This window comes from Methylobacterium sp. PvP105, from assembly GCF_017876975.1.
Classification (GTDB): Bacteria; Pseudomonadota; Alphaproteobacteria; order Rhizobiales; family Beijerinckiaceae; genus Methylobacterium; species Methylobacterium radiotolerans.
Genome location: NZ_JAGIPA010000001.1, coordinates 2,199,431 through 2,222,486, shown reverse-complemented (window position 1 = coordinate 2,222,486; position 23,056 = coordinate 2,199,431). Strand labels below are relative to the sequence as shown.

At 65.9% G+C, this 23,056-nt stretch carries 23 protein-coding genes and 1 pseudogene; 6 read left to right on the top strand and 18 right to left on the bottom strand.

Annotation, left to right across the window (positions count from 1 at the left end; genetic code table 11):
- The 7 genes from J3A75_RS10655 to J3A75_RS10625 all read right to left on the bottom strand — a co-directional run bounded on the left by J3A75_RS10655 (nucleotide 1) and on the right by J3A75_RS10625 (nucleotide 9,079).
- A complete protein-coding gene (locus J3A75_RS10655) occupies nucleotides 1-1,620 on the bottom strand; it encodes an ABC transporter substrate-binding protein (RefSeq protein ID WP_029359273.1) in 1,620 nt (539 codons plus the stop codon).
- Between the two features lie 264 nt (nucleotides 1,621-1,884).
- Complete coding sequence (locus tag J3A75_RS10650) at nucleotides 1,885-2,805, bottom strand: acetamidase/formamidase family protein (protein WP_063110257.1); 921 nt, start codon at nucleotides 2,803-2,805, stop codon at nucleotides 1,885-1,887.
- A 47-nt stretch (nucleotides 2,806-2,852) separates the two neighbouring features.
- Nucleotides 2,853-3,698, bottom strand: coding sequence for an ABC transporter permease (locus J3A75_RS10645; protein ID WP_083461070.1), 846 nt, complete (start codon nucleotides 3,696-3,698; stop codon nucleotides 2,853-2,855).
- Nucleotide 3,699: 1 nt separating this feature from the next.
- Nucleotides 3,700-4,524 (bottom strand): ABC transporter ATP-binding protein, encoded by an 825-nt coding sequence (locus tag J3A75_RS10640; protein ID WP_234741569.1) that lies wholly within the window; start codon nucleotides 4,522-4,524, stop codon nucleotides 3,700-3,702.
- A gap of 56 nt (nucleotides 4,525-4,580) precedes the next feature.
- Nucleotides 4,581-5,543, bottom strand: coding sequence for an ABC transporter substrate-binding protein (locus J3A75_RS10635; protein ID WP_029359275.1), 963 nt, complete (start codon nucleotides 5,541-5,543; stop codon nucleotides 4,581-4,583).
- A 396-nt stretch (nucleotides 5,544-5,939) separates the two neighbouring features.
- Complete coding sequence (locus tag J3A75_RS10630; protein ID WP_053622069.1) at nucleotides 5,940-7,523, bottom strand: GMC family oxidoreductase; 1,584 nt, start codon at nucleotides 7,521-7,523, stop codon at nucleotides 5,940-5,942.
- Nucleotides 7,520-9,079 (bottom strand): ABC transporter substrate-binding protein, encoded by a 1,560-nt coding sequence (locus J3A75_RS10625; RefSeq protein WP_053622068.1) that lies wholly within the window; start codon nucleotides 9,077-9,079, stop codon nucleotides 7,520-7,522. The genes J3A75_RS10630 and J3A75_RS10625 overlap by 4 nt, the downstream gene beginning before the upstream one ends.
- Before the next feature lie 374 nt (nucleotides 9,080-9,453).
- Between J3A75_RS10625 and J3A75_RS10620 the strand changes: the two genes are divergently transcribed.
- Nucleotides 9,454-9,708, top strand: a complete 255-nt coding sequence (locus J3A75_RS10620; protein WP_029359278.1) for a hypothetical protein — start codon at nucleotides 9,454-9,456, stop codon at nucleotides 9,706-9,708.
- A complete protein-coding gene (locus J3A75_RS10615) occupies nucleotides 9,705-10,739 on the top strand; it encodes an alpha/beta fold hydrolase (protein WP_029359279.1) in 1,035 nt (344 codons plus the stop codon). Before J3A75_RS10620 ends, J3A75_RS10615 begins: the two co-directional genes overlap by 4 nt.
- A gap of 627 nt (nucleotides 10,740-11,366) precedes the next feature.
- Here J3A75_RS10615 and J3A75_RS10610 read toward each other — a convergent pair.
- Together J3A75_RS10610 and J3A75_RS10605 are read right to left on the bottom strand one after the other, a co-directional pair.
- The gene (locus J3A75_RS10610; RefSeq protein WP_029359281.1) at nucleotides 11,367-12,686 is read right to left on the bottom strand and encodes an MFS transporter; all 1,320 of its coding nucleotides are present in this window, start codon (nucleotides 12,684-12,686) and stop codon (nucleotides 11,367-11,369) included.
- 93 nt (nucleotides 12,687-12,779) lie between these two features.
- Nucleotides 12,780-13,625: an aspartate dehydrogenase gene (locus tag J3A75_RS10605; protein ID WP_107088344.1), complete on the bottom strand. Its 846-nt coding sequence runs from the start codon at nucleotides 13,623-13,625 to the stop codon at nucleotides 12,780-12,782.
- 368 nt (nucleotides 13,626-13,993) lie between these two features.
- Here J3A75_RS10605 and J3A75_RS10600 point away from each other — a divergent pair.
- Both J3A75_RS10600 and J3A75_RS10595 read left to right on the top strand, forming a co-directional pair.
- Nucleotides 13,994-14,104 (top strand): annotated as a pseudogene (locus J3A75_RS10600) (transposase); the annotation flags it as partial.
- A 351-nt stretch (nucleotides 14,105-14,455) separates the two neighbouring features.
- On the top strand, nucleotides 14,456-14,947 hold the full coding sequence (locus tag J3A75_RS10595; protein ID WP_409518686.1) for a MucR family transcriptional regulator: 492 nt from the start codon (nucleotides 14,456-14,458) through the stop codon (nucleotides 14,945-14,947).
- Between the two features lie 92 nt (nucleotides 14,948-15,039).
- Here the strand turns inward: J3A75_RS10595 and J3A75_RS10590 are convergent, their stop codons facing one another.
- Together J3A75_RS10590 and J3A75_RS10585 are read right to left on the bottom strand one after the other, a co-directional pair.
- The gene (locus J3A75_RS10590) at nucleotides 15,040-15,231 is read right to left on the bottom strand and encodes a hypothetical protein (RefSeq protein ID WP_029359286.1); all 192 of its coding nucleotides are present in this window, start codon (nucleotides 15,229-15,231) and stop codon (nucleotides 15,040-15,042) included.
- Nucleotides 15,232-15,323: 92 nt separating this feature from the next.
- Entirely contained in the window at nucleotides 15,324-15,494 is a 171-nt protein-coding gene (locus J3A75_RS10585) for a hypothetical protein (RefSeq protein WP_164891288.1), read from the bottom strand.
- Between the two features lie 227 nt (nucleotides 15,495-15,721).
- Between J3A75_RS10585 and J3A75_RS10580 the strand changes: the two genes are divergently transcribed.
- Nucleotides 15,722-16,030: a hypothetical protein gene (locus J3A75_RS10580; protein WP_209650162.1), complete on the top strand. Its 309-nt coding sequence runs from the start codon at nucleotides 15,722-15,724 to the stop codon at nucleotides 16,028-16,030.
- A 26-nt stretch (nucleotides 16,031-16,056) separates the two neighbouring features.
- Here J3A75_RS10580 and J3A75_RS10575 read toward each other — a convergent pair whose 3' ends face one another.
- From J3A75_RS10575 to J3A75_RS10555, 4 genes are all read right to left on the bottom strand, one after another.
- The gene (locus J3A75_RS10575) at nucleotides 16,057-16,554 is read right to left on the bottom strand and encodes a hypothetical protein (RefSeq protein WP_029359287.1); all 498 of its coding nucleotides are present in this window, start codon (nucleotides 16,552-16,554) and stop codon (nucleotides 16,057-16,059) included.
- 720 nt (nucleotides 16,555-17,274) lie between these two features.
- Nucleotides 17,275-17,457: a hypothetical protein gene (locus tag J3A75_RS10565; protein ID WP_029359288.1), complete on the bottom strand. Its 183-nt coding sequence runs from the start codon at nucleotides 17,455-17,457 to the stop codon at nucleotides 17,275-17,277.
- A gap of 4 nt (nucleotides 17,458-17,461) precedes the next feature.
- Nucleotides 17,462-17,671, bottom strand: a complete 210-nt coding sequence (locus J3A75_RS10560; RefSeq protein WP_209650161.1) for a hypothetical protein — start codon at nucleotides 17,669-17,671, stop codon at nucleotides 17,462-17,464.
- Nucleotides 17,672-18,383: 712 nt separating this feature from the next.
- Entirely contained in the window at nucleotides 18,384-18,563 is a 180-nt protein-coding gene (locus J3A75_RS10555) for a hypothetical protein (protein ID WP_029359290.1), read from the bottom strand.
- A gap of 122 nt (nucleotides 18,564-18,685) precedes the next feature.
- Between J3A75_RS10555 and J3A75_RS10550 the strand changes: the two genes are divergently transcribed.
- Nucleotides 18,686-19,854 (top strand): IS3 family transposase gene (locus J3A75_RS10550; protein ID WP_103984744.1). Its coding sequence is split into 2 segments (ribosomal slippage): nucleotides 18,686-18,953 and nucleotides 18,953-19,854, totalling 1,170 coding nucleotides; the frame shifts between segments, so codons are not numbered across the junction.
- Here J3A75_RS10550 and J3A75_RS10545 read toward each other — a convergent pair.
- From J3A75_RS10545 to J3A75_RS10535, 3 genes are all read right to left on the bottom strand, one after another.
- Nucleotides 19,851-20,099: a hypothetical protein gene (locus J3A75_RS10545; protein WP_245364337.1), complete on the bottom strand. Its 249-nt coding sequence runs from the start codon at nucleotides 20,097-20,099 to the stop codon at nucleotides 19,851-19,853. The genes J3A75_RS10550 and J3A75_RS10545 overlap by 4 nt on opposite strands.
- Nucleotides 20,100-20,222: 123 nt before the next feature.
- A complete protein-coding gene (locus J3A75_RS10540) occupies nucleotides 20,223-20,405 on the bottom strand; it encodes a DUF3606 domain-containing protein (RefSeq protein ID WP_029359293.1) in 183 nt (60 codons plus the stop codon).
- Between the two features lie 378 nt (nucleotides 20,406-20,783).
- Entirely contained in the window at nucleotides 20,784-22,988 is a 2,205-nt protein-coding gene (locus tag J3A75_RS10535; RefSeq protein WP_209650160.1) for an ATP-dependent RecD-like DNA helicase, read from the bottom strand.
- Between the last annotated feature and the right edge of the window lie 68 nt (nucleotides 22,989-23,056).

Below are 23,056 nucleotides of genomic sequence, written 5' to 3'. Positions count from 1 at the left end.
CTACTTGTCCATCCAGGCCCGCTCGAAGGCTTGCTGGGTTCCGAGGGGGCCGGTCGTGTGGTCCTTGAGGCGCCGGTTGAAGACGCTGACGTACTGCACGTCGATCAGCCAGATCATCGGGCTGTCCTCCGCCAGGACCTGCTGGACCTTCTTGTAGAGCGCGGCGCGCTTCTCCGCATCCGGCTCGCGCGCGCCCTCGCCGAGCATGCGATCGACCTCGGGATTGCTGTAGAAGGTGTCGTTGACGAAGGTCACACCCTTGCGGATCTGACTGGTAAGGAACTGCTTGTTCAGCCCGTAGACCGGGTCGACGCCCTGGCTGAGGAACGGCTCGTTCAGGTCGTAATCGTAGTTGGTGTAGACGCGCCGCAGCCAGGTCGCGGTGTCCTCTGAGCGCAGCGTCACGGCGATGCCCACGCCGGCCAGCGCCTGCTTCAGGTACTCGGCCTGCCGCAGCCACTGCTCGCCGAAGGAATTGACCTCCAGGTGCAGGGCAAAGCGGGTCCCGTCCGCGCCGCGCGGGGCGCCGGCTTCGTCGAGCAGCCGGTTGGCGATGTCCAGACGGTCGGGCACATCGTACTGGCGCACGTCGTCGGTGTAGAGGCCGGCGGTCTTGAACTTGCGGCTGAGCGGGCCGGTGGCGGGCTGGCCGTAGCCGAACATCACGTCCTTGAGGATGACCTTGCGGTCGATGGCGTAGGCGATCGCTTGGCGCACTTCCTTCTTCTGGAGATGCGGGTGGCGGCCGTTCAGCTCCAGAACGCTCTGGGCCGGCGTCATCTCGTAGCCCTTGGTCGTCAGGTCGAGGATCGGGTTGGTCTTCATCCGCGCGAGATCGGCGTAGTTCACCGCGCTGTACCCGGCGAAATGCGCCTCTCCCGCCTCCATGGCTGCCGAGCGCGTGGCCGCGTCCGGGATGAACCGGGCGACGATCCGGTTGAGATACGGCAGGCCGGGCTTCCAGTAGGTCTCGTTGCGATCGAGGCGCACGAACTGGCCGCGCTCCCAGCTCGCGAACTTGAACGGGCCGGTCCCGATCGGCTTGTTGGCGCTGGGGTTCTGGAGGACGTCCGTGCCCTCGAAGACGGAGCGGCACAGGATCGGCAGGTCGCGCCCGGAAAGCGCCTTCATGATGTAGGGCGCGGGATTGGCGAGCCGCAGCACAGCGGTCATCGGGTCCGGCGTGTCGACGGCGACCAGCTCCGCGAGCATGACCGGCGCGATCGGATTGTACTTCTTCAGGATCTCCATGAAGGAGTACTGCACGTCGGCGCTGGTGAACGGCTTGCCGTTGTGGAAGGTCACGCCTTCCTGAAGCTTGAACGTGATGGTCTTGCCGTCGGGCGCGACCTCCCAGGACTTCGCGAGGTTCGGCTGCGGGTTCTGGTCCCAGTCGTAGGTGCACAGACCCTCGTAGACCTGGGTGGCGATCGGCGGGATGTTGCCCGCCGACACCGCGTAATGCGCGAGGGTCGAGGGCTCGGGATGGACGATCATCACCATCGTGCCCCCGCGTTTCGGTTCGGCGGCGCGCGCGCCGCTCGCGGCCGCTGCGAGGCCGAGGGGAAGCGCCAGAATCGTGCGGCGGGAGAGATCAGTCGCGTCGAACGTGCGGGACAAGCCAGAGGACTCCTGAAGCGTCCCGGCATTTCGCAATACGCGTGCCATGTATGCTTCCGGATTGAGTGTTATATTGCGTGACATGAAACATTTCTTTGTAGTTTCAATCCATCATCCCTCAGGGTAGAATAAATATTCTGCACATTATTGACCAAGGTCGATGCCCCGCTGCGCAGCCCCGGTGCCCTGCAGCGGGCGCGATGAACTACGAAAATCAGCGGTTCGGGTCCGGCCCATCATCGGATGGCGGATCTGCCCATGAATTCACTGGAATGCCGCAAGGATCGACTTCGGCACCTTGCAGATGTACGTGTATTTCGGATTGACCATCTGCGTGCAGCGCGCCTCGGCGATCTGCGCGAGCAGCAGATAACCCTCCGGCTCGGGGATGTTCCACTCATCGGCGAGCCAGTAGATCATGTCGGCGAAGGCGATGCGCATCGCGTCCTCGAGCGGGCGGGCGCAGCCGAGTGTGCAGATATGCGTGGGCGTCTCGATCCGCGGGTGGCCGAGCCGCGCCGGCGCTGGCACGAGGCTCACCCGCAGGGTCACGTTCGCACCGATCTCGATCGCTCCCATGCCGACCGCTTCGCCGTCGCCCTGAAGCGCGTGACAATCGCCGATGAAGAAATGCGCGCCGGTCTTTTCGACCCGCAGCATCACGGTATTGCCGGTGGTGACCTCCTGAACGTCGAGGTTGCCGCCATGCGTGCCGTTGTCGACCGTCAGGACCGCGCCGTGGACCGGCGCGACGCCGATGACGCCCGCCATCGGCTTTACCGGCAGCCGGAGCCGGTCATTCCAAATCACATGGCCGTCGTGCACGTCGACGACCTTGGTCCGGATGCCCCATTCCTTGCGGCGCACCCAGTCCGGGAACATGCCGTGCCCGGGCCAGAGGGAGCTGTAGCCGCGCTGGCCGAGTTCCATGTCGAGGATCTCGATTTTCAGCATGTCGCCCGGCTTCGCGCCCGCGACCTCGATCGGGCCGGTTGCCCCATTCACGAACGGGAATGTGACGTCGGCCTCGGTCAGGTTCTGCCCGAGTTCCCTGATGACGCCGTCACCGATGTTGATCACGCATTCGACCGTGACGATCTCGCCCGGTGCGATCGTCGCGACGAAGGGCTCGTCGCCCGAGAGGGCGTACTTGATCGTTCCCTGCTTGCTGATGCGCTGCGTCACACGGGGCTCCTGATAACGATGGCGTTGATGTCCAGGGGTGGCGTGGGTCAGTGACGATCCCGCCAGGGCATGAGCAGCCGCTCGGCCCGGCCGACCAGGAAGGTCAGGATAAGGGCCAGCGCGATCGTGCCGACCAGGGCGGCGAAGACCTTCGGGATCGCGTAGAGGGATCCTGCCTGGAAGATGGCGTGGCCCAGGCCCACGGACGACGACATGAACTCGCCGACGATGGCACCGATCAGCGCGAAGCCGACGGTGAGCTTCAGGCCAGCGAAGATATCGGCGAGGCTCGACGGCACCACGAGCTTGGCGAAGATCTGCGGCTTCCGCGCGCCGAGGGTCCGCATGAGGTTGATCTGGTCCGGGTCGACGCCGAGCGCGCCCTTGTAGGAGGTCACGAGGGCGACCACGACGACCGAGAGCGTCGACATCGCGACCTTCGAGGCGAGCCCCGTCCCGAACCAGATGATGATGATCGGGGCGAGCGCGATGATCGGGATCGAGCCGATTGCGACAATGAAGGGCTGGACGACCCGCGAGACGAAGGTCGAGTACCAGAGCGATAGGCCGGCGAGCGTGCCCACGATGTTGCCGATGAGGAACCCGAGCCCCGTCTCGAGGGCCGTCACGCCCGCATCGCGCAGGAGCGTGCCGTCGGCGAGACCCTGCCAGAGGAACCGGCTGATCGCCGAGGGCGAGCCGAACAGGAAAGAGGATTGCGGGCTTTGGCGGGTCTGCCATTCCCAGGCCGCCAGCAGGGCTGCGAGAAGTGCGATCTGCACCAGCAGGACGAGCGCGCCTGAGCGCAGGCGCGCACCGTCGCGCGGCGGTGCGGGCGGGGCATCCCGGCTCGTCCCGATCACGGTTGCCGGTCCGGTCGCGGCATCCGACATCTCAGGACCTCGCTGCAGCGCGGCTGATGCCACGACCGGCGCCGCCGACCGTGGTGCGTGGGATATCGAGATCGGCCCAGATCTGGCGGACGTAGTCGCCGAAGCCGGCACTCTCCCGGGCCCCGATCATGTCGTCGGGCGCACAGTCGAGGTCGATCGTGTAGGCGGCCTTGACGGTGGTCGGCCGCCCGCTCAGCACGAGGACCCGGTCGGCAATCGAGACGGCCTCCTCGATGTCGTGCGTGATCAGGAGCACGGACTTGCCGCCGTCGCGCACGAGCCGCACCGTGTCGGCTTCGATCAGCAGCTTCGTCTGGAAGTCGAGCGCCGCGAAGGGCTCGTCGAACAGCAGGACCTCCGGATCGTTGATCAGGGTGCGGGCAAGCGCCACCCGCTGGCGCATGCCTCCCGACAGGGTCGCGGGATAGGCCCCAGCGAAACCGTGCAGACCGAGCTGGTCGAGGAGCGCGCGCGCCCGCTCGTCGGCCAGACCGCGCGGCATCCCTCGCAGTTCGGTGCCGAGCTTCACGTTGTCGAGGGCCGTGCGCCAGGGCAGCAGAAGATCCTTCTGCAGCATGTAGCCGATCCCGCTGGGCGTGCGGCCGCGCCGGTCGAGGGGCACGCCGTTCCAGAGGATGCGGCCCGAGTCCGCCGGCGTGAGACCGCAGACGGCGTTGAGGAGCGTGGTCTTCCCGCAGCCCGAGGGGCCGACGATCGCGACGATCTCTCCTCGGGCGAGCGCGAAGGTGAGATCACCGACGACAGGCAGGATGCGACCGCCCGTCCGATACGCCTTGGCGAGATGCTCGACGGAGAGCGGAGGCACGGGAGACCCGGGGCGGCCCACCGCTTGCAGAGTACCTTCGGACACGGGGGCGCCGTTCAGCCGGCGCGCTTTGCGGCCTTGTCGGCGAACGTATTGTCGACGACCTGATCGAAGGTGAGCGTGCCTTTGATATTCCCGAGATATCTTTGCATGCTCATCAGGCTTTCCCAGGCGTCCTTCTCGGTCACGACGCTGGAAGCGGGGATCTTATACTTCAGCTCCGCATCGATGGCAGCGTCCACGACGTCGCCCGGGAGGTCCGGAAATTCCAGCCGCGCGACCTTCTTGGCATAATCGGGATCGCTGTAGGTTCTGCGCCCGGCCTCCTCGAAGGCTGTCACCAGGGCCTGCACGGTCGAGGGATCCTTCTGGATCGTTCCGGGCAGCACCATGATCCCGGTATTGCAGAACGGCCCGACGTAGTTCGAGAAATCGAACACGATTTTTGCACCCTGCGCCACCGCCTGAGCGACGCCGGGCTGGTAGGCGACCGCGATGTCGGCCGCGCCGGCGAGCATGGCGGCGATCTCGGTTCCGGGACTCACCGGCACGATCGTCGCGTCGACGCCGAGCTTCATCCCATTGCTCTCGATGAGGCGCTTGGTCACGCTGAAGTTGGTGTTCGGTTCCGGCGAGGTGGCGATCCGCTTGCCCTTGAAGCCCTTCGGATCGGTGAAGGGATCGACCGACTTCGAGACCGCGAAGTAGTGGGCTCGCTGAACAACGGTGCCGACCACCATCCCGGGCCCGCCGTTCTCACGCGAGATCACCACCATCGTGGGGTCACCGATGGCGAAATCCGCCGAGCCCCCCAGCACGGCCGCGAAGGTCTGGGTGTCGCCCCCGGCGGCGCTCACCTGCAGGGCGAGGCCGTTCTTCTCGAAGATGCCGGCGTGAATCCCGACGTAGAGGTTGATGTAGCCAAGGTTGTGGACGGCCTCGCTGAAGCGGACGGTCTTGAGTCCTGCGGCACGCGCGGAGGTCGGCGCCCATGCCGCGCCAACCGCTAGGCCGGTCATTCCTCTCAGGATCGAGCGCCGATGGAGCAGGGGCGACCAGGGCTGAGGCATACGAGCTCCGCGGGAGTCGATGAGGGAGTCGGGCGCGTGCCGAGAAAGGGCGACTGTCGAAGCACAAGATCCTGGGGCCGCTGCCGTCGGGCATTCGCTCAAGCAAGTTGGCTGCCAAACCGCGCCCTCATTCGCGGAGATAGCGCACCATTCGATATGAAATCCGGTCTGCAAGCTCGGAAAGCAGCGAGAATGTCTGATCCATGCCGCCGCAATGGACAAGAAGAGCCGATCAAATGCTACGCTTCAACGGCGATCGTTCGTCCATGATCGGCCGCGCCGCGGGGGGCGCAAAGACGCGTCGATCGAATGCCGACAGTTCTGCGCAAGGCGATCCGGCTCTGACTAGGAATTGCTCTTCGACATCCGTCGAGCAAGATTTTCGCCGATCATCACGCAGGTGAAGTGCAGGTTGGCCCGACAATCGCTCGGCATGATGGAGGCGTCGCACACCCGCAATCCGTCGATTCCGCGAACCTTGAGATCGGGATCGACGACTCCGGATGCGTCCTGCCAGCCGGTCATGCGGCACGTGCCGGCCGCGTGCTGGATGTCGCCGGCCTCGGCAAGCATCAGGGCATCGAGCTCGTCGTCCGGAAGGCGCGCGGCGTCGCCGATCGCGAGCGGGCTCTCACCGAACCGGATCGCCGTCGCGAGACCGGCCAGGGCCGGATGCGCGGTGAGGCCTGCGAGACGGCGCACCGCGTCGCGCATGCGCAGGCGATCGCGCGGGTCATCGAGCATGTTCTCCTCGATGATCGGGTTGGCTTCCGGATTGGGCGCGGTGAGGTGCAGCGTCCCGCGCGAGAACGCGTCGTAGAGCCCGACGCCGACGGCGCCCTGCGGCGTCGGTTCCGGACCGGTCAGGGTCCGATGATTGTAGGCGACGAAGATCATGTCGCGCTCGCCGCCGCCCGCGAGGCCACTCGAGTACGTGACGCAACAGTTGGTGTGGCGCGCATCCGAGCCGAGCGCCCGATGGCCCGGCTTCAGATCCAGCGTCGCCCGCAGGATCGGATGGTCCATGAAGTTGCGGCCGACAGCCTCGTGCGCCTGCCGGACGGGAATGCCGAGGGCGCGAAGCGGCTCGGCCGGGCCGATCCCGGAGCGCATCAGGATCGCCGGGCTGTGGACGGCACCGGCGCACAGCACGATCTCGCGGCCATGGATCTCGATCCAGGGCCCCGCACCGAAGCGGACGCGCAGGCCGACGGCCCGGTGGCCCTCGAACAGGACGCAGTCGACCAGGGCCTCGCAGCGGATCTCGAGGTTCGGCCGGTCGCGCGCCGGTTCCAGGTAGCCGTCATTGGTGGTGACCCGGTGACCGTTGCGGCTGTTGATCGGGTTGCACGAGACGCCCTCGCCCGTCGGCGCGTTGAGATCCGCCTTCCAGGGATGGCCGGCTGCGAGGGCGGCCGCGCGGAGCCCCAGATCCACCGCGCCCCAGGCATCCGGCTTCGCGCGATACACGGGGAGCGGACCGCCGCGACGGCAGCTGTCCTCCGGGCCGAAATCGGCATCGTCCTCGATCCGGTCGAAGAGAGGCAGCACATCCGCGGCTGACCAGCCGGAGCATCCCTGATCCGCCCAGGCATCGAAGGCCGCGGGAACGCCGCGGATCGCGATCTGCGCGTTCACCGTCGAACTGCCGCCGAGCGCGCGACCGCGCCAGTAGAACCGGGGCTCCTGCGCACGGGTCCGCCGGCTCATCAGTCCCGGCCACTGCCAGTCCGCCTGATGGGCCGGGTCATACATGAACGGGATGATGTTGGCCGAGCGCAGCGCCGGCGGCGCATCGGCGGAGCGCCAGTCGCGTCCAGCTTCCAGCAGGAGCACCCGGCGGCGCGGATCCTCCGAGAGGCGAGCTGCCAAAGCCGCCCCGGCGGAGCCTGCGCCGACCACGACGATATCGTACGGGGCTGCGCTCATTGCTTCTCGACGTTCCAGAAGAGCGGGATAGCGGAGGGGATCAGACCGGTGAGCGAGGTCCGGTAAGCCGCGGGCTGCGCGAACTGGCCGAACGGGACGACTAGGCCCTCGCCGTAGACGATGGTCTGGATCTCCCCTGCGATGGCGCGCCGCTTGTTCAGATCAGGCTCGCGGGCGAAACGGTCGAACAAGCCAACCATGCGCGGGTCGCACATGAACCCGGAACTCGCCGCGTCCTTGCAGTTGAAGTTGATCGCGGAGTTGGTCAAAGGCGAGCTGAGATCGAGCCCGAGCGCATGGATGCCGAAGAGGCCCCAGCCGGCCTTCTTGGTGCGTTTGGCGAGCAGGGCTGCCCAATCCATCACCTGCAGGTCGACGGTGAAGCCGGCCTCCTTCAGCCGATCGGCCAAGATGGTCGAGGACACGCGCGCCGCCTCGAGATCGTTGGCCACCATCACGATCACCGGCTCGCCCTTGTAGGCGGTCTCCTTCAGAGCGGACCGTGCCGCCGCCACCGAAGGGTCGTGCAAGAGGTCCGTCCCGACATGCGTCTCGTAGGTCGAGCCGCAGATGAAGAAAGCGTCGCAGGTTTGCGAGAAGCGCGGGTCGAGGCCGAACCCGTCGAGGACCTCGCGCTGGTCGACGAGCCGCAGCAGCACGCGCCGGATGGCCGGGTCGTCGAAGGGCTTGGACGCCGTGTTGATGCGATAGTGGCCCGTGAACCTGTGCGGGCCGGTGAAGTTCATCACTGCCAAGCCCTTCTTGGACTCCATCTGAGCGATCAGGTCGAAGGGCGCATACTGCATGTAGTCGATCTCGCCCACGCCGAGGGCGCCCGCCGCCGTCGCCCCGTCGGGGATGACGCGGATGTCGAGGGCGTCGACCTTCACGACCTTGCCGCCCGCCAAGAAGTCGGCCGGCTCGGGACGTGGCCGATAGTCGGAGTTCCGGCGCAGGAGCATATGGTCGCCGGGGACGTGCGCGGCGCGGTCGTAGATGAACGGACCGGATCCCACGACCTCAGAGAGCTGCGTCGTCGGGGGCGTTGCGGCGAGCCGCGCCGGCATGATGAACGGCGTGGGGCTCGACGTCGTGCCCAGTGTGTCGAGGACGAGGCCGTAGGGCTCTCGCAGCGTCAGCACGAAGGTCCGGTCGTCCACGGCGTCGAGGGCAGCCGTCACGTCCATGAGCCGGCCGCCCAGCGCGCTGCGAGCCGCCCAGCGCCGCAGCGAGGCGACGCAGTCGGCGGCCCGGACCGGCGCGCCGTCGTGGAAGCGCAGCCCGTCGCGCAAGGTGAAGCGCCAGGTGAGTCGGTCATCCGTCACCGACCATGTGTCGACCATCTGCGGCCGGAACACGCCCGTCGCGTCCGGCGCGAACAGCGTCTCGTAGACCATGAAGCCGAAGGTTCGCGTGATGTACGCCGTGGTGAAGTAGGGATCGAGGGTGACGATCTCGGCTTCCAACACCGCCTTCAGCGTCGTTTCCGCGCCCGCGGAGCCCGGCGCGAGCAGCGCCACGGCCGCGAATAGGCCGGAAAACCAGGATCGTCTCATTTCGCATTCGCCCTTTGCCTGGGCCGCAGAGGCAAGCCGGATACCAAGCCGATCGCGCGTCGGCTGGCGATCGCGTTCGAGCCGGCATGCGGGGGTGCCGGTATACGATCGGAGGGATCGTCATGGATGATCCCGTATTCGCGCGTCTTCGAGGCGGGCACACGGTTCAGGGAACGAGCGGCTTCCACGAGCGCACGGGTTCTCACCGGCTCAGAGGTGACGGTGCTGTCGCTCACCTCGGACGCTCACCTCGGACAGGCGCGATGCCGTCCGCCTCGACGCGCATGTTCTGATGCTGGCCGGGGCCGTCTGGTCGGTATGGCGCTCGGACCCCTGGAATGGGGATCGGGCCGCGGATCTTCGAGTAGCCGTTCATGCGGCTCTGCCTCCCAACCGAGCACACACTCCGCACGATCGACGACAATGGCCCGACCAACATGCGCACGGCCTTGACCAAAGGCCTCATGCGGCTCCTCATGTGGAACATGCCCTTCCACGCCGAGCATCGCCTCCACCCGCCGATCCTGTTCTATCGCCTGCCAGTCGCCCGCGCGGCGTTGTGCCTCGGCATGCGCCAGCGAGACTACGCCCACTGGCATGTCGGAATCGTGCGGATGCTGCGCCCGTGAGCGGTTGGGCGACGGCCACCGGAACCTTCGACCTCGGCGACCTGACGCTACAGTCGGGCGCGGTGCTGCCGAGAGCGCAGCTGCGCTGGAAGACGCATGGGACGCTGTCCGCCGCCCGGGACAATGTCGTGCTCTATCCGACGAGCTATTCGGCCCAGCATACAGACCTGGAATGGCTAATCGGGCCCGATGGGGTGCTCGATCCGAGCTGTTGGTTCATCGTCATCCCGGACATGTTCGGCAACGGCCTGTCGTCGAGCCCGTCGAACACGCCGGACTGGCCCGGCCTCGTCACCGCCTGGGACAACGTCCACGCCCAGCGCCGCCTTCTCGCCGAAGTGTGGGGGATTGCGCGTCTGCACGCCGTCTATGGCTGGTCCATGGGGGCGCAGCAGGCCTACCACTGGGCGGCGCTGTTTCCCGAGCAGGTCGCCCGCGCGGTGATCAATTGCGGCAGCGCCCGGACCGCCACCCACAACCGCGTGTTCCTGAAGGGCCTCATGACGGTGCTGGAGGCCGCGCCGGAACATCGCGGCGCCGGCCGCTTCTCGGCCGAGCCCGCCGCGGCGCTCCGGGCCTTCGGGCGCATCTACGCGGGCTGGGCGCTCAGCCAGGATTTCTACCGGGCAGACCTGCACCGCACCGCCCTCGGCGCCCCGGACCTCGACACCTTTCTGCGCACCGACTGGGAGGAGCGCTTCGGCCGCCGTCCGGCAGCCGATCTGTACGCGCAGCTCCACACCTGGGATGCGGGCGACATCAGCCGCGACCCGCGCTACGGCGGCGACCTCGCGCAGGCGCTGGGCGCGATCACGGCCCGGCTGCTGCTGATGCCGGGTGCGACCGATCTCTACTTCCGCGTCGCCGACAACGTCGCCGAACTGCCGCACCTGCGCGATGCCGTCCTGCGGCCGATCCCGAGCCTCTGGGGCCACCGCGCCGGCAATCCCTCGACCAACCCAGCCGATGCGGCCTTTCTCCGCGACACCGTGCGGGCTTTCCTTGCCTCGGCAGAAGCGAGCGCGTCCTGAAAGCCCCGGCCTATCCGCCATCGCGGGGAGAGTCGTCTCAAGCGTCGCTACGCGCCCATTGCATGAGTTGATCGAAGCTCGGCAGACGCTCGCGTTTGTCCTGACGCCAAGCTGCGTCGGCATGGCTCGGCAGAGGAAGGTAGTACCAACGTTCTCGACGCTTTGCGCGTCAACGAGTGTTGGCCTGATTCATTGAACGCCCAGGAAAATCGGGATGTCCGCCCTGGAGGACTCAGCACAGCCATGCAGCATGCGATGGACAGAAGCTGAACTCGGCAAGGGGCATCTTTCCTCGGGCGCGACGCCCGCGATCTCGCGAACCGACGGGATGGCCCGTATTTTGAAGCACGGAGCGCCGCACGCTACAAACGATGGGTGTCGTCCGGTCGCTGTCCGCCTGCGCGGCGGTCACGCCATCCCCCGTCTGAGCGCTGCCTCGAAGCTATCGGATACGGTGGCATTGAGACGCTTCGCTTCGTGGCATAGCCGTTCGGTTACTTGGGTAAGTGATCCCGGATATCGATGGCGGGCCGACGACCACATGGCGCAGAGCGGACGGTGATCCAAGCTGAGCCTTGCACCCCATGCCGCCTCGCGGGTTTCCGCCCGCGGGCCGTGCTTTGCCTTCTACGCCCGCTCGCCCCTCAGGACGGGGACCAGCGGGGGGCGCGTGCGGCCCAATCCCAACGCCAGCGCGGCGCCTGTGGCCGTGACCAGGGCGAGCGGCAGCAGGCCCAGCGCGTAGCTGCCGCTCGCGTCCTTGATCACGCCCATCAGGTACGTCCCGACGAAGGCGCCGAGATTGCCGATGGCGTTGATCTGCGCAATCCCGGCCGCAGACGCGCCCGGCGGCAGCCATTCCGTGACCATTGCCCAGAACGGGCCCTTGACGGCGTAGGTCCCCAGGATCGCCAAGAACAGGATCGCGACCGTCGGCCCGAATCCCTGTGCGGCCAGTGCCGCCGCGAGGCAGAGCGCCGTGAGCGCCTGCGGCCCGGCGACATGCCACGCCCGCTCCCCCATGCGGTCCGAGCGTCGGGCCCAGAGCACCATCAGCCCAGCCGCGACTCCGAATGGCACCGAGTTGAGCAGGCCGATCTCCATGGTTGAGAGGCCGTGGGACTTGAAGATCTGCGGCTGCCAGATCGACAGACACGCGCTCGCGCCGACGCTTCCAGCAAAGATCAAGCCCGCGGCGAGCACGCGCCAATCGAGGATGACTCGCCAGACGGACGATCGGACCATTGGCTGCTCCGCGCGCTCGGCTTCCAAGCGTCCGGTGAGCCAGCCGCGCTGCCCCTCGTCGAGCCAAGTCGCCCGATCCGGCCCTTCCGGAAGATACCTCAGGACGAGGAGCCCGAGCATCACGGCGGGCGCGGCCTCGACGATCGACATGAGCTGCCAGCCGCGCAGGCCCAGCCAGCCGTCGAGCCCGAGTAGCGCCGCTGAGAGCGGCGAGCCGACGAAGTTCGACAGGGGAACAGCCACCGCGAAGAGGGCGATCACCCGGGCGCGATAGACCTTCGGGAACCAGTGCGTCAGGTAGAAGATCACGCCGGGATAGAAGCCGGCTTCCGCCGCACCGAGCAGGAAGCGCACCGCGCAGAATGAGATCGGCCCGATGACGAGCGCGGTGGCCGCCGAGATGAACCCCCAAGTGATCATGATCCGGGCCAGCCACAGGCGGGCGCCGAACCGCTCGAGCATCAGGTTCGAGGGCACCTCAAACAAAAAGTAGGCGACGAAGAATAGACCCGCGCCTAGGCCGAAGACCGACGCGGATAGGCCGGCATCGGCATTCATCTGCAGCGCCGCGAAGCCGACGTTGACCCGGTCGATGAAGGCGACGAGGAAGCCCAGCATCAGCAGCGGCATGATCCGAAGCGTGACACGCCGCATCGTCGCCCGTTCGATCTCGGACGGGATCTCGTCGCTCGTCGATGTCACGAACCGCTCCGGGTCTGAGAGGGCATCCGCGCGCGGACGCTGGCCCGGGCGCAGCCGACTGGCAGCACGGGCTGTGCCAGCTCAGCCGGTCCATTAGGTGCCGACTCGGAGGGGGGCGGCGAGCTTGCGCAGGTAGGCGATGACCGACAGAGCCGTGATGCGGCCCGTACGAGGGTTCTCGTCGGTCGGCACGTTCTCGATCGTCATGGAGAACCGCGCTGAGTCAGCCTCGACCTCGATGCGGTGGGTGTTGCGATCGAGGACGGGATCGGCCCAGATCTCGAGCTCGGTCCGGTCCGGGCCGATGCCGGCGAGTGAGAGCGCGACCGCGACGTTGAGGTTGGCAGGAAACCCGCGAGCCGCCTCGCGCGGGCTGCCCGAAAAGACCCGCATCGGCTCGGTGATGCCAGCGATCTCGATGCCGTTCTCCACGAGGTAGGGTGCGCCGACGAGGCCGCGCACGGGCTTGCGGGTAATCATCCGCACGGTGTGGATCGTCCCCTCCGCTGCGGCCGTCACGGCGTCGAGGCCGAGCAAGGCGCCGGTCGGGACGACAATCTGACCGCCGTGGGCGCGGGCGGTCTCCATGAGGTCCTCGTGCTCGAGCAGCGCCCCGCAGCTCAACACAACGGCGGTTTTGCCCGCCGTCACGAACGGCCGCACGATCGCCGGGAGGTGCTGGGACGGCGCGCATTCCAGCACGATGTCGGCCGACGGCTCCAGGGCGTCGAATGCGGTGACGACCTCGGGCGGCGCGTCGAGCGCCGCGAGCTCGGCCCGGGCTTTCGCGGCATCGCGGACCGCCACGGTGGTCAGGCTCAGGCCAGGTATGGCGCCCCTGTCGAGCGCGCGCGCCACAGCCCGGCCGACGGTGCCGAGCCCGGCGATCGCGACGCGCCCGCCGCGGATCGGCGACTTGGCTACTTCCTCCGGCAGCATGCTGAGTTCCCGTTCACCGAAGCCGGGGCGGCCGGCCACCAGAACCCCTCTGCATCGACCATGCCGAGGGCCTAAACGGATCAGTCGTTTTTTGGACCGCCCGCGAACCGGCGGCTAGGCCCAACCGCGCTGAGCCGCGACGGCGCGAGCCTGTTCGCGGGCCGGCTCTTGCCGGACGCACAAGTCCGCCGGCGGCATGCAGCGTGCCACGTGTGTTCGAGGGTGGACCCTGGTCGCCCCGCCGGGGCGAGATACACATGCCCGACAATGCCTGGCTGCTCGATCTCATTAACGTCCCGTTATCGCGTTGGTCCGGCGTGAGCGCGAGTTTTCCGGTTGTGTAAGACCCTGACGGGAGGAGCAGAGCCGTGAAGAAGAGCAGGTTCACCGAAGAGCAGATCGCCTTCGCACTGAAGCAGGCCGAGACCGGGACGTCGACCGCGGAGGTGCTGCGCCGGATGGGCATCTCCGAGCAGACGTGTCTCAGGGGCTTCCTCCATTCTTTTGGGCATCCATCCGCTTGCCGGGCTTCAGCCGTGTCGGCTCATTCGTGCCGTCTGGCCCGCCGCTTGCGACGCCGTTGCTCCTCCCGACTTCAGCCCCGCCGGCACTGCCGCGCGGGGCTTTTTGGGTTATCCGTGCACGATGATGCGTGAGGACACGCATGTCGCCTTCCGGTATTGCACAATGCCGCGTGCACGACAGATTCTTAGGATTTCTTTATCTAGCCCAAGTATTGATACCAAGCATATTGCTTTTTTCAGCACGATATGGCTATGAGCGTGCCGTGCGGCATGTCTGCCCGAGCCATCAAAAGTCGTAGGATTAAAGTGACAAGCGAAAACATTGACCACGCCGCTGGCATCATAGAGCTGGCCGGCGACATCGTTGCCGCCTACGTATCGAACAACTCAGTTCCCCTTGCCGAACTGCCTGACTTGATCCGGACTGTGCACGGCGCGATCGCCAGCCTCGTTTCCGGCACCCCAAACCCTTCGACTGGCGCTGTCCTGCAGGCCGAGGTCGAGAAGCCGAGCGCAGCCCAGATTCGCAAGTCTGTCCGCCAAGATGGTATCGTCAGCTTCATCGACGGCAAGACCTACAAGACGCTGAAGCGCCACCTGACCAGTCACGGCTCGGATCCGCGCAGTTATCGCGAGCGCTATAGCTTGCCGGCAGATTATCCGATGGTGGCCCCGAGCTACGCTGAACAGCGTTCTGCTCTCGCCAAGGCGATCGGCCTCGGCCGACCCGGTGCAATGGCTGCGCTGATTGACGAAGTGGCTCAGCCAGAGCGGAAGGGCCGACACAAGGCCGCCTAACGGTCCGGGCGTTTCGCCACTCCGCTATCGAGACCTCAAGTGTCGATCCTCAACCCGCCCGGTCCGCCGGCGCGGGTTTCCTTGTCTCGGCGCTATCCCTTCATCTCGGCAAGCATCGTGGCGCCTTCGGTTAGAAAAAATGCTTTGATCTTTTGGTCGCGGATTCGCAGGGCGCAGTGTCTTGCAATCTCGCTCATCGACCGATTCTTTGGGTTCCTGAGGAGATCGGCCAGATACGTCTGGGCCTCGGCCTCGGTCTCGATGGTGAAGGGTTGAGGGTCCACGAAGCACCTCTCGTTTTGATCTGTCCGGTTTGCCGCGGCGCGCCTTTTAGTGCCCCGTCGACCGACGAACGGCTGGCTCGCAAGAGGCGCTTTCAGCGCGTAGCCTGCAAATCGATAATGGGGCCTCCGATGTCGAAGAACTCGTCCTCGTTAAGATCCGCCAACTCGATCTCTTGCCGCGGGCGCTGAAGCGGCACGAGCGCAGAGATCATCCCGAGACACACTGCCCCGGCGATCAGGGCAGCAAATAGTGCGAGAGTCATGGTCAATATCGGAATGCAACGCGATAGCCGACATATAGACCGTTAGGCTTAAGGCTTGCTTGCGTCAGACCGCACGCGTTTTCTAATCGCCGCCGGTCATCCTGACGCCGAATCGAGGCGCGTACCGGCTCCAACGGGTGAGACAATCCCGATCCATGCCGCCGAAGAGCGGCTCGCCTTCTCCTGCCACTCGAGGCGAAAAAGCTGGTCGGCTTGCCGCGAGCGACATGATCAAGACTCTAAGCCCTGAGACAGGCAGCGTTCAGGGCGTCGTGCGCCGGCTCGAAAAGGTTGGGATCATCGTGGCGCATGAGCATCTAAAAGCCGGCATGCCCACTGCTGAAGTCGGCCCGGAGCACGGCTTCCTGCGCGTCGGGTATGCCGGCGCCCTGATGGTCACCGACAGCCGGGTCGTCGGCGTCGAGCCTGACCGGACTGTGTTCGATCGCTTCTCCGGCTGCCGGGCCAAGCCTGGGCGGACGTGGGGCCGCCGGTCTGGAAGATCGCGGCCAGAAGCAGAGCTGCGTAGCTGCTGATTGCTGCGGCTGAGCCGGCCTTCGAATTAGGGGCGGTCAACAGGCGCGGCGGATGCGCGGCAGCCTCGGTCGAGAAGGTAGGTCACGCCTGCAAGCAGAGTGGCTTCCTGTTGTGGGCTCACGCGCTTCAGCATGACCGTGGAGGCGCACTGATCGGGACCGTCGAGTGGCAGGGAGCACGCAGCATCGCTATTGCCGGGGAGCACGATCCGCGCAGCTTCTGCCGTCCCCTCACGCTCGAACGTCCCGTACAGGCGGCTGAAGTTGATTCTATAGCCGCCAACTCGGGTCGACATGATCGAGTACGAGCAGTGATTGATCCGCGTGACGATCACCGCGCCATCATCCCCGCCGGTCAGCAGCGCGCGGTCTGCCGATAAGACCTTGAGTTTCGTCGAAGTGATCGGCAGCGCATGTCTCAGAACGTAGGCTGCCTGCGCGAGCGTTCGGCTGTCGCGGCGACTGGCAGCGCCCGCCGGCGAGATCAGGCACAGCACCAAAGCTAGAATGAGAACTGCGTACATGCGGTCAGAATATCGGCTGCCGCATGCCTGTCGAGGCGCCCTCGGGTTTTCCCCCTCAACAGCTCCACGCCCCCGCGCCAAACTTGCGAGCTCGCGGCTAAGGGGCGCGGCTGACCCCGCCGGTGATCTGCAAGGATGTCGGGAGCAACCGCGATGTGAGCCGGCGCAGGGTGTTGCGCCGGGCAAGCCATTAACGGCTCGGGCCTTTTTCGAGCGCAAGGTATCCTTATGTCCACTCGCATACCGGGTCAGCCATGCGCTTCGAGATCCGATCCACCGGCCGCCACCTCTGGACCTAGGTGCTGCTCGACGCCTTGCATCTGATGATGATGAAATTGGACCGGACCTTCCCGTCCGAGGCGCAGGCGCCGGCGGCCGCGCCGGCCTCTCGAAGCTGGTGACCCGTGCGGGCAAGACGCTCACCGCGCCGACGTCGGGCAGCCTGCTTTAGGCTCAGGCCGCGCGCCTGCCGCCCGGCTTGCTTGCGTCGATCTCCACGAGATGCGCACGGCCGGCCGCAGTGATGAACCACGCGTCCTCGCGACGCCCCGGGCCAGGCGCCGAGCGGAATTCGACGAACCCTCGCTTCCGTAGCAGCGACTTGGCCGACAGATAGGCGCTGCGGCGCAGTCCCTGCGGGTAGAGGAGGCAGGCGCGAAGGGCCTCGAGCTGGTGGCCGCGGGCCGACGCGAGCGGTTCGGTGGGCGTGACGGCACCGAGCTATCGCGGGTCGACATCCTCGACGAGTCCGCGGATCGCGGCGAGGCCCCACAGGTCCGCGTCAAAGAAGGCCAGGTCGCCGATCTGCCAGCGCTCGAGCTCGTCGCCGACCAGCGCGACCGTAACGCCGGCGGCCCATAGCGCCGTCACCGCCTGCAGGATCGGGTCGGCCTCGTCGTCCATGCCGCTACGCCGATGCGATGATCATGCGCTGGCGCGCTGCGTCGAGGCGCTCCTCGTCGGACAGGTCCGGCATCTCAGCGGCGATCTGCTCGGCGATCCGACGCGCAGACGCGAAGATGCGCACCCCGAAGCCCGGGAGCTCGTCGTACCAGAGGAAGTAGTCCGGACCTTGCGGCTCTGCCGCCTCTACCCAGCGCTTGCTGAGCTTGGGCATGACTTCTTCAGTTTTATGGAGGCACTGCGAAAGCATGCGAGAGCAAACCGAATCCATCCGGCTGAAATGAGAGAGGATAAGCGCGCTAATTTAATGATTTATATCAGCTATTTGATAATATCGATCAATGTATATCGATCACAAGAAAAATTGATGAGTTAATACTTCAAAGAAAAAGAATATACGTTCGAGTCCTGTCGGGTGCACCGCTGCGCCTTGAAAAGCTCGACATCAACCATGGGCCGGCGTGGCAGTGCGGTGACTTGTGGAGCCTGTTTCTAGCCTCGCGCAAGGTCGACCAGAACGAGAAGCGCGAACGGCTCCCATCGGCGGCTGCGCAAGCTCGGGCGCGCGAGCCGATCCTGACGTAGTGGCGTACGGCCTGCGATGCCGATCCGGCGCTGATCGACCGGTTCTGGGCCGAGGCTCGGGCAGCGCTGCCGATCGCGACGGATGCCTCGTATGAAGCTGCGTTTGTGGGCCTGGAGTGACGCCGCCTGCGTGTCAGCCAGGATCAGCAGCCGCCGGAATGGACTGGACGAACAACCAATGTTCCTTGATACGGCGCGGCCGAGACGATGCTGATTTTGCGGATGACGCGGCTATTGCGCGCCTGAGCAAGAGTGGCAGATCTTGATATTATCTATATGTATTTATAATGAAAATAAAATCTCAAATCCGTATGGCAATGGCCTATAAATTTGAAGATTGGCTACTCTCTAGTCGTCTTATGGTCGGCTTGATATTTGAGCCATATAGCACGATCAACTTCGACGCGCTTGAGGCGGTCGGACTCTTTCTCGTGCGTCAGCCACAGGACAATGCCGACCATCGTCGCTAGAACGAGCGGGCCGAGAAAAAGAACAAGCATCTGTGCGAGCGTCAGGCTCACGCGCGCAGGGCTCCAAGCAGGCGTCTGGCCACCAGGTGTAGTATACCTGCCAAGAGACTCCAACCAACCTGGACTTGCTCCGCAAAAGTGGAGAGCTCTTTTCCTGAAGGAGGAGGGTTCCGATGGCAGACCGGAAGCAGACCTTTACCCCCGAGTTTCGTGCTGAGGCGGTGCGATTAGCGCAGACGAGCGGGCGGTCCCGCCGCGAGGTGGCCGCCGATCTCGGCGTCGGGCTCTCGACGCTGCGCAACTGGATCGACGGCCGGCGTGAGCGGGAGATGGACAACCCGCCGGCCGATCGGCAGGAGGACATGGCCGCCGAGCTCAAGCGCCTGCGGCGCGAGAACGAGGTGCTGCGCCAGGAGCGGGAGATCCTGAAGCGGGCCACGGCTTTTTTCGCCAAGGAGGGAAGTCGATGAGGTTTCGCCTCGTCGACGCGGCGAAGAAGGACTTCCCGGTCGCGCGCCTGTGCAAGGTCCTCGATGTCAGTCCGAGCGGCTATTTCGCTTGGAAGAACCGTCCGGCCTCGACGCGGCAGCGCGAGGACCTCGTGCTACTCGCCCATGTCCGATCCGCCTTCACGCTCTCGCACGAGACGTACGGCAGCCCACGCATGACCCACGAGTTGCGTGAGCAGGGTTTGGCGGCAGGCCGAAGACGCGTGGCCCGGCTGATGCGGGAGAACGGGCTCAAGGCTCGCCAGCCGCGGCGCTTCCGGCGCACGACGGACAGCGGCCACGCCTTCCCGATCGCGCCCAACCACCTCGACCAAGACTTCACGGCGGCCGGGCCCGATCGCAAGTGGGGAAGCGACATCTCCTACATCTGGACGCGGGAGGGTTGGCTGTACCTGGCGGTGGTCCTCGACCTGTACTCTCGACGGGTCGTCGGCTGGGCGGCGGGCGACCGCCTTCACAAGCAACTCGCGCTGACCGCGCTGCGACGAGCCCTCGTTGTCCGGCAGCCCGGATCAGATTTGCTCCATCATTCCGACCGCGGCAGTCAGTATTGTTCGAACGAGTATCAGGCAGAACTACGAGGACATGGCATCGTGATTTCGATGTCTGGCAAGGGAAATTGCTTCGACAATGCGATGGTCGAGACGTTCTTCAAGACGCTGAAGAGCGAGTTGGTCTGGCGCACCGCGTTCCAGACGCGAGCCGAGGCCACCGTCGCGCTGGCCCATTACATCGATGGCTTCTACAATCCCCGCCGCCGTCACTCGGCGCTGGGCTACACCAGCCCTATCCAGTTCGAGAGGGGCTTCACCCACCAAACCGCTCTCCATTAAACCGGAGCAAGTCCAGTATTGGTCACGGTGACCAGCGTGGTCATGAAGAGAGCCATCCTGCGGATCAGGCGATGATGGCGGTGCACCTCGGCCCAGTGTGCGTCTGTCGTGGCGCGTCGCGCCCGGCCCTGGTTCCAGGTCGTGGCGGCCGAGAGTGGCACCAGCAGCGCCAGTTCGAGCGTCGGGGCGAGCCAGCGAGGTCCGAGCGAGAAGTCGTTCACAACGAGCAACTGGAGGCCAGCCACGCAGGCGATGGCGCTCCGGGCCAACCAGAAGTCCAGGGCACTGGTCCGAACGCGATCAGGGTGCGGCGGCCTCGCCATCAACGACGTCCCTTGAGGAGTTATCTCGTTGGGGCGGTCGCGCCCCTAACGCTTCTTGCCTAGCTCGGCGGCGATGTCCTTGGTCATTCGACCGACCTTGCGATGCGCGGCCGTAAGCTGGTCCTGCGTCACACCCCAGCGCTTGATCCAGAACTCGACAGCCTTGCGTTCCGACAGATCGAGGCGGTCCCTGTCGATAAAGCCACGCTTGTCCTTGAGGCCGGCCATGGGGATCCTGTTGGTTGGTGACAGGTGATCTGGGAAAGACCTAGCGAACGTCCTCACGAGGTCCGTGCAAAGGGCTGCGGTAAGCCGCAGTGATACCTTTAGCATCCGGCATCTGAGCCCCTCGCTAACGCACGTGGTGGCCGGCCTCCGCGAGGGCGGCGATCATTCAACGCTACGAAAAGGACAGCTCGTGGAAGCTAAGCCGCAGCATGAGGCAAGGTTGGCTAGGCTCCTCGTGGTCGGCTTCAAACAGGTGCTCGCGCAGGCCGTTCACGCCCTCGACGAATCGCGCACAGATACTGGCATGGAGGCGGCGTCGAGTGGCATCAGGTCGGTCATGCACCATACATTCGGTTGCGTTCCCGTTCGTGACAACCATCACTGAGGTTGTGCTGTCGCTTTGAGCCATTCACGAAGCTTGGTCCAGCGCGGCCGCATGTTGCCGCCGCGGACCGCGATCCCGAGCGCCTTGCGCTGTGCCAGCAGCACGACGAGTCGCTTTCCGCGGGTTACACCCGTGTACAGGAGGTTCCTCGCCAGCATGGTCCAATGCTGCATGGCGAGCGGAATCACCACCGCCGGATACTCCGAACCCTGCGATTTGTGGATGGTCGTGGCGTAGGCCGGTACCAGCGTGTCGAGTTCACCGTAGGGATAGATCACCTCCCGACCCTCGAAATCGACGATCACCGCCCCCTCGTCCTCATCGATGCGCGCCACCGTGCCGAGATCGCCGTTGAACACCTCCCGGTCGTAGTCGTTTTGGCTCTCCATCACCCGGTCCCCCGGCGAGAAGCGCCAGCCGAACCGCTCCACCGAGATAGAGGGATTCGGATTCAGCACCGCCTGAAGCTCATGGTTGAGGTTGCGAGCGCCGAGCACACCGCGCTGCATCGGCGTCAGCACCTGCACGTCGCGGACCGGGTCGAGGCCAAAGCGGTTCGGAATGCGCCGGGTCACCACCTCGATCAGCGTCGCCGCCGCCGCCTCGGGCTCTTCGATCTCGATCAGGTGGAAGTCACTGTCCGCGCCCCGTCCAGCCAGTTCGGGCAGTTTGCCGGCGTTGATCCGGTGTGCGTTCACCACGATCCGGCTCTCGGCCGCCTGTCGAAACACTTCGGTCAGTCGCGCCACCGGGATAGCCCCCGAAGCGATGACGTCCGCTAATACCTGCCCAGGTCCAACGGAGGGCAGTTGGTCAACGTCGCCGACCAAGAGCAGCGCCGCGTGCTCTGGGACCGCCTTGGTCAGGGCGTTCATCAGCGGCACATCGACCATCGAGGTCTCATCGATCACCAGTAGGTCGCAGGCGAGCGGGTTCTCCTCGTTGCGCGAGAAGCCGCCGTGCTTCGGGTCGATCTCCAGCAGGCGGTGGATCGTCTTGGCCTCAAGCCCCGTCTGCTCAGTCATGCGCTTGGCCGCTCGGCCAGTCGGGGCGGCGAGCAGCACCTGTATGCCCTTCGCCCGCAGGATGCGCAGGATCGTGTCGAGCGTCGAGGTCTTGCCGACCCCTGGACCGCCGGTGATCACCGCGAGCTTGGCGCCGAGCACACGGCGCACGGCCTCGTTCTGCGAAGGTGACAGTGCCTTGCCGGTCTTCTGTTGGACCCAGGGCAGCGCCCGAGCGAGGTCGATCTCCGGCCAGGGCGGCGTGCCCTTCGTTCGCCGGAGTAGCCGCTCGGCAATCATCCGCTCGGCGGCGTGCAGCCCGGCCAGGAAGATGCACGCCTTATCACCGAGGATGTCCTGCACAACCTCACCGGTCTCCAGCACGTCGAGCAGCGCCGAGCGGATCAGCGTTGCCTCGACGCCGAGCAGCTCGCCCGCGAGCTTGATCAGCTCCGCCACAGGTAGGGCACAGTGGCCGCCGTCGGTCGCCGTCTGAAGGGCAAACGAGATGCCCGCGCGCAGCCGCTGAGGCGCCTCCGGGGTCAGCCCGAGCTTCATCGCGATAGCGTCGGCGGTCTTGAAGCCGATGCCGCGGATGTCCTTGGCCAGCCGGTAGGGATCCTCGGTCATGACCGCGATGGCCTCGTGGCCGTAGGTCTTGAAGATCCGCACCGCCCGAGCTGTGCCGACGCCGTGAGCGTGCAGGAACAGCATGATCTCGCGCACGGCCTTCTGCTCGGCCCAGCCGGCGATGATGCGGGCGGCGCGCTTCGGGCCGATGCCGGCGACTTCAGGCAGGCGCTGCGGCTCAGCCTCGATGATCTCGAAGGTGCTCTCGCCGAAGGCCGCGACGATGCGCTTAGCCATGGCGGGGCCGATGCCGCGCATGTGGCCTGACGCGAGATACTTCTCGATGCCCTCGACCCCGGTGGGCGGCGTGACCTTCAGGTTGTCGGCCTTGAACTGCACGCCGTGCTGGCGGTCCGTGTGCCAGATGCCGGTGGCGGTGACCCACTCGCCGGCCGCGATGGCGGGGGCGTGCCCGATCACCGGCACGAGGTCGCGCTTGCCCCGCGCCTGCACCTTAAGCACGCAGAAGCCGGTCTCCGGGCTGTGGAAGGTGACGCGCTCGATGGTACCGGCCAGCGCCTCGATTTCTGGACCGGCCGAGCCGGGGAATGGGCGCGTAGCCACGGCGGCTATGAGATCCTACGAGCCTGCCCCGGAGATCGACGCCCCGACACTTTCCGAGGCATTTCCGC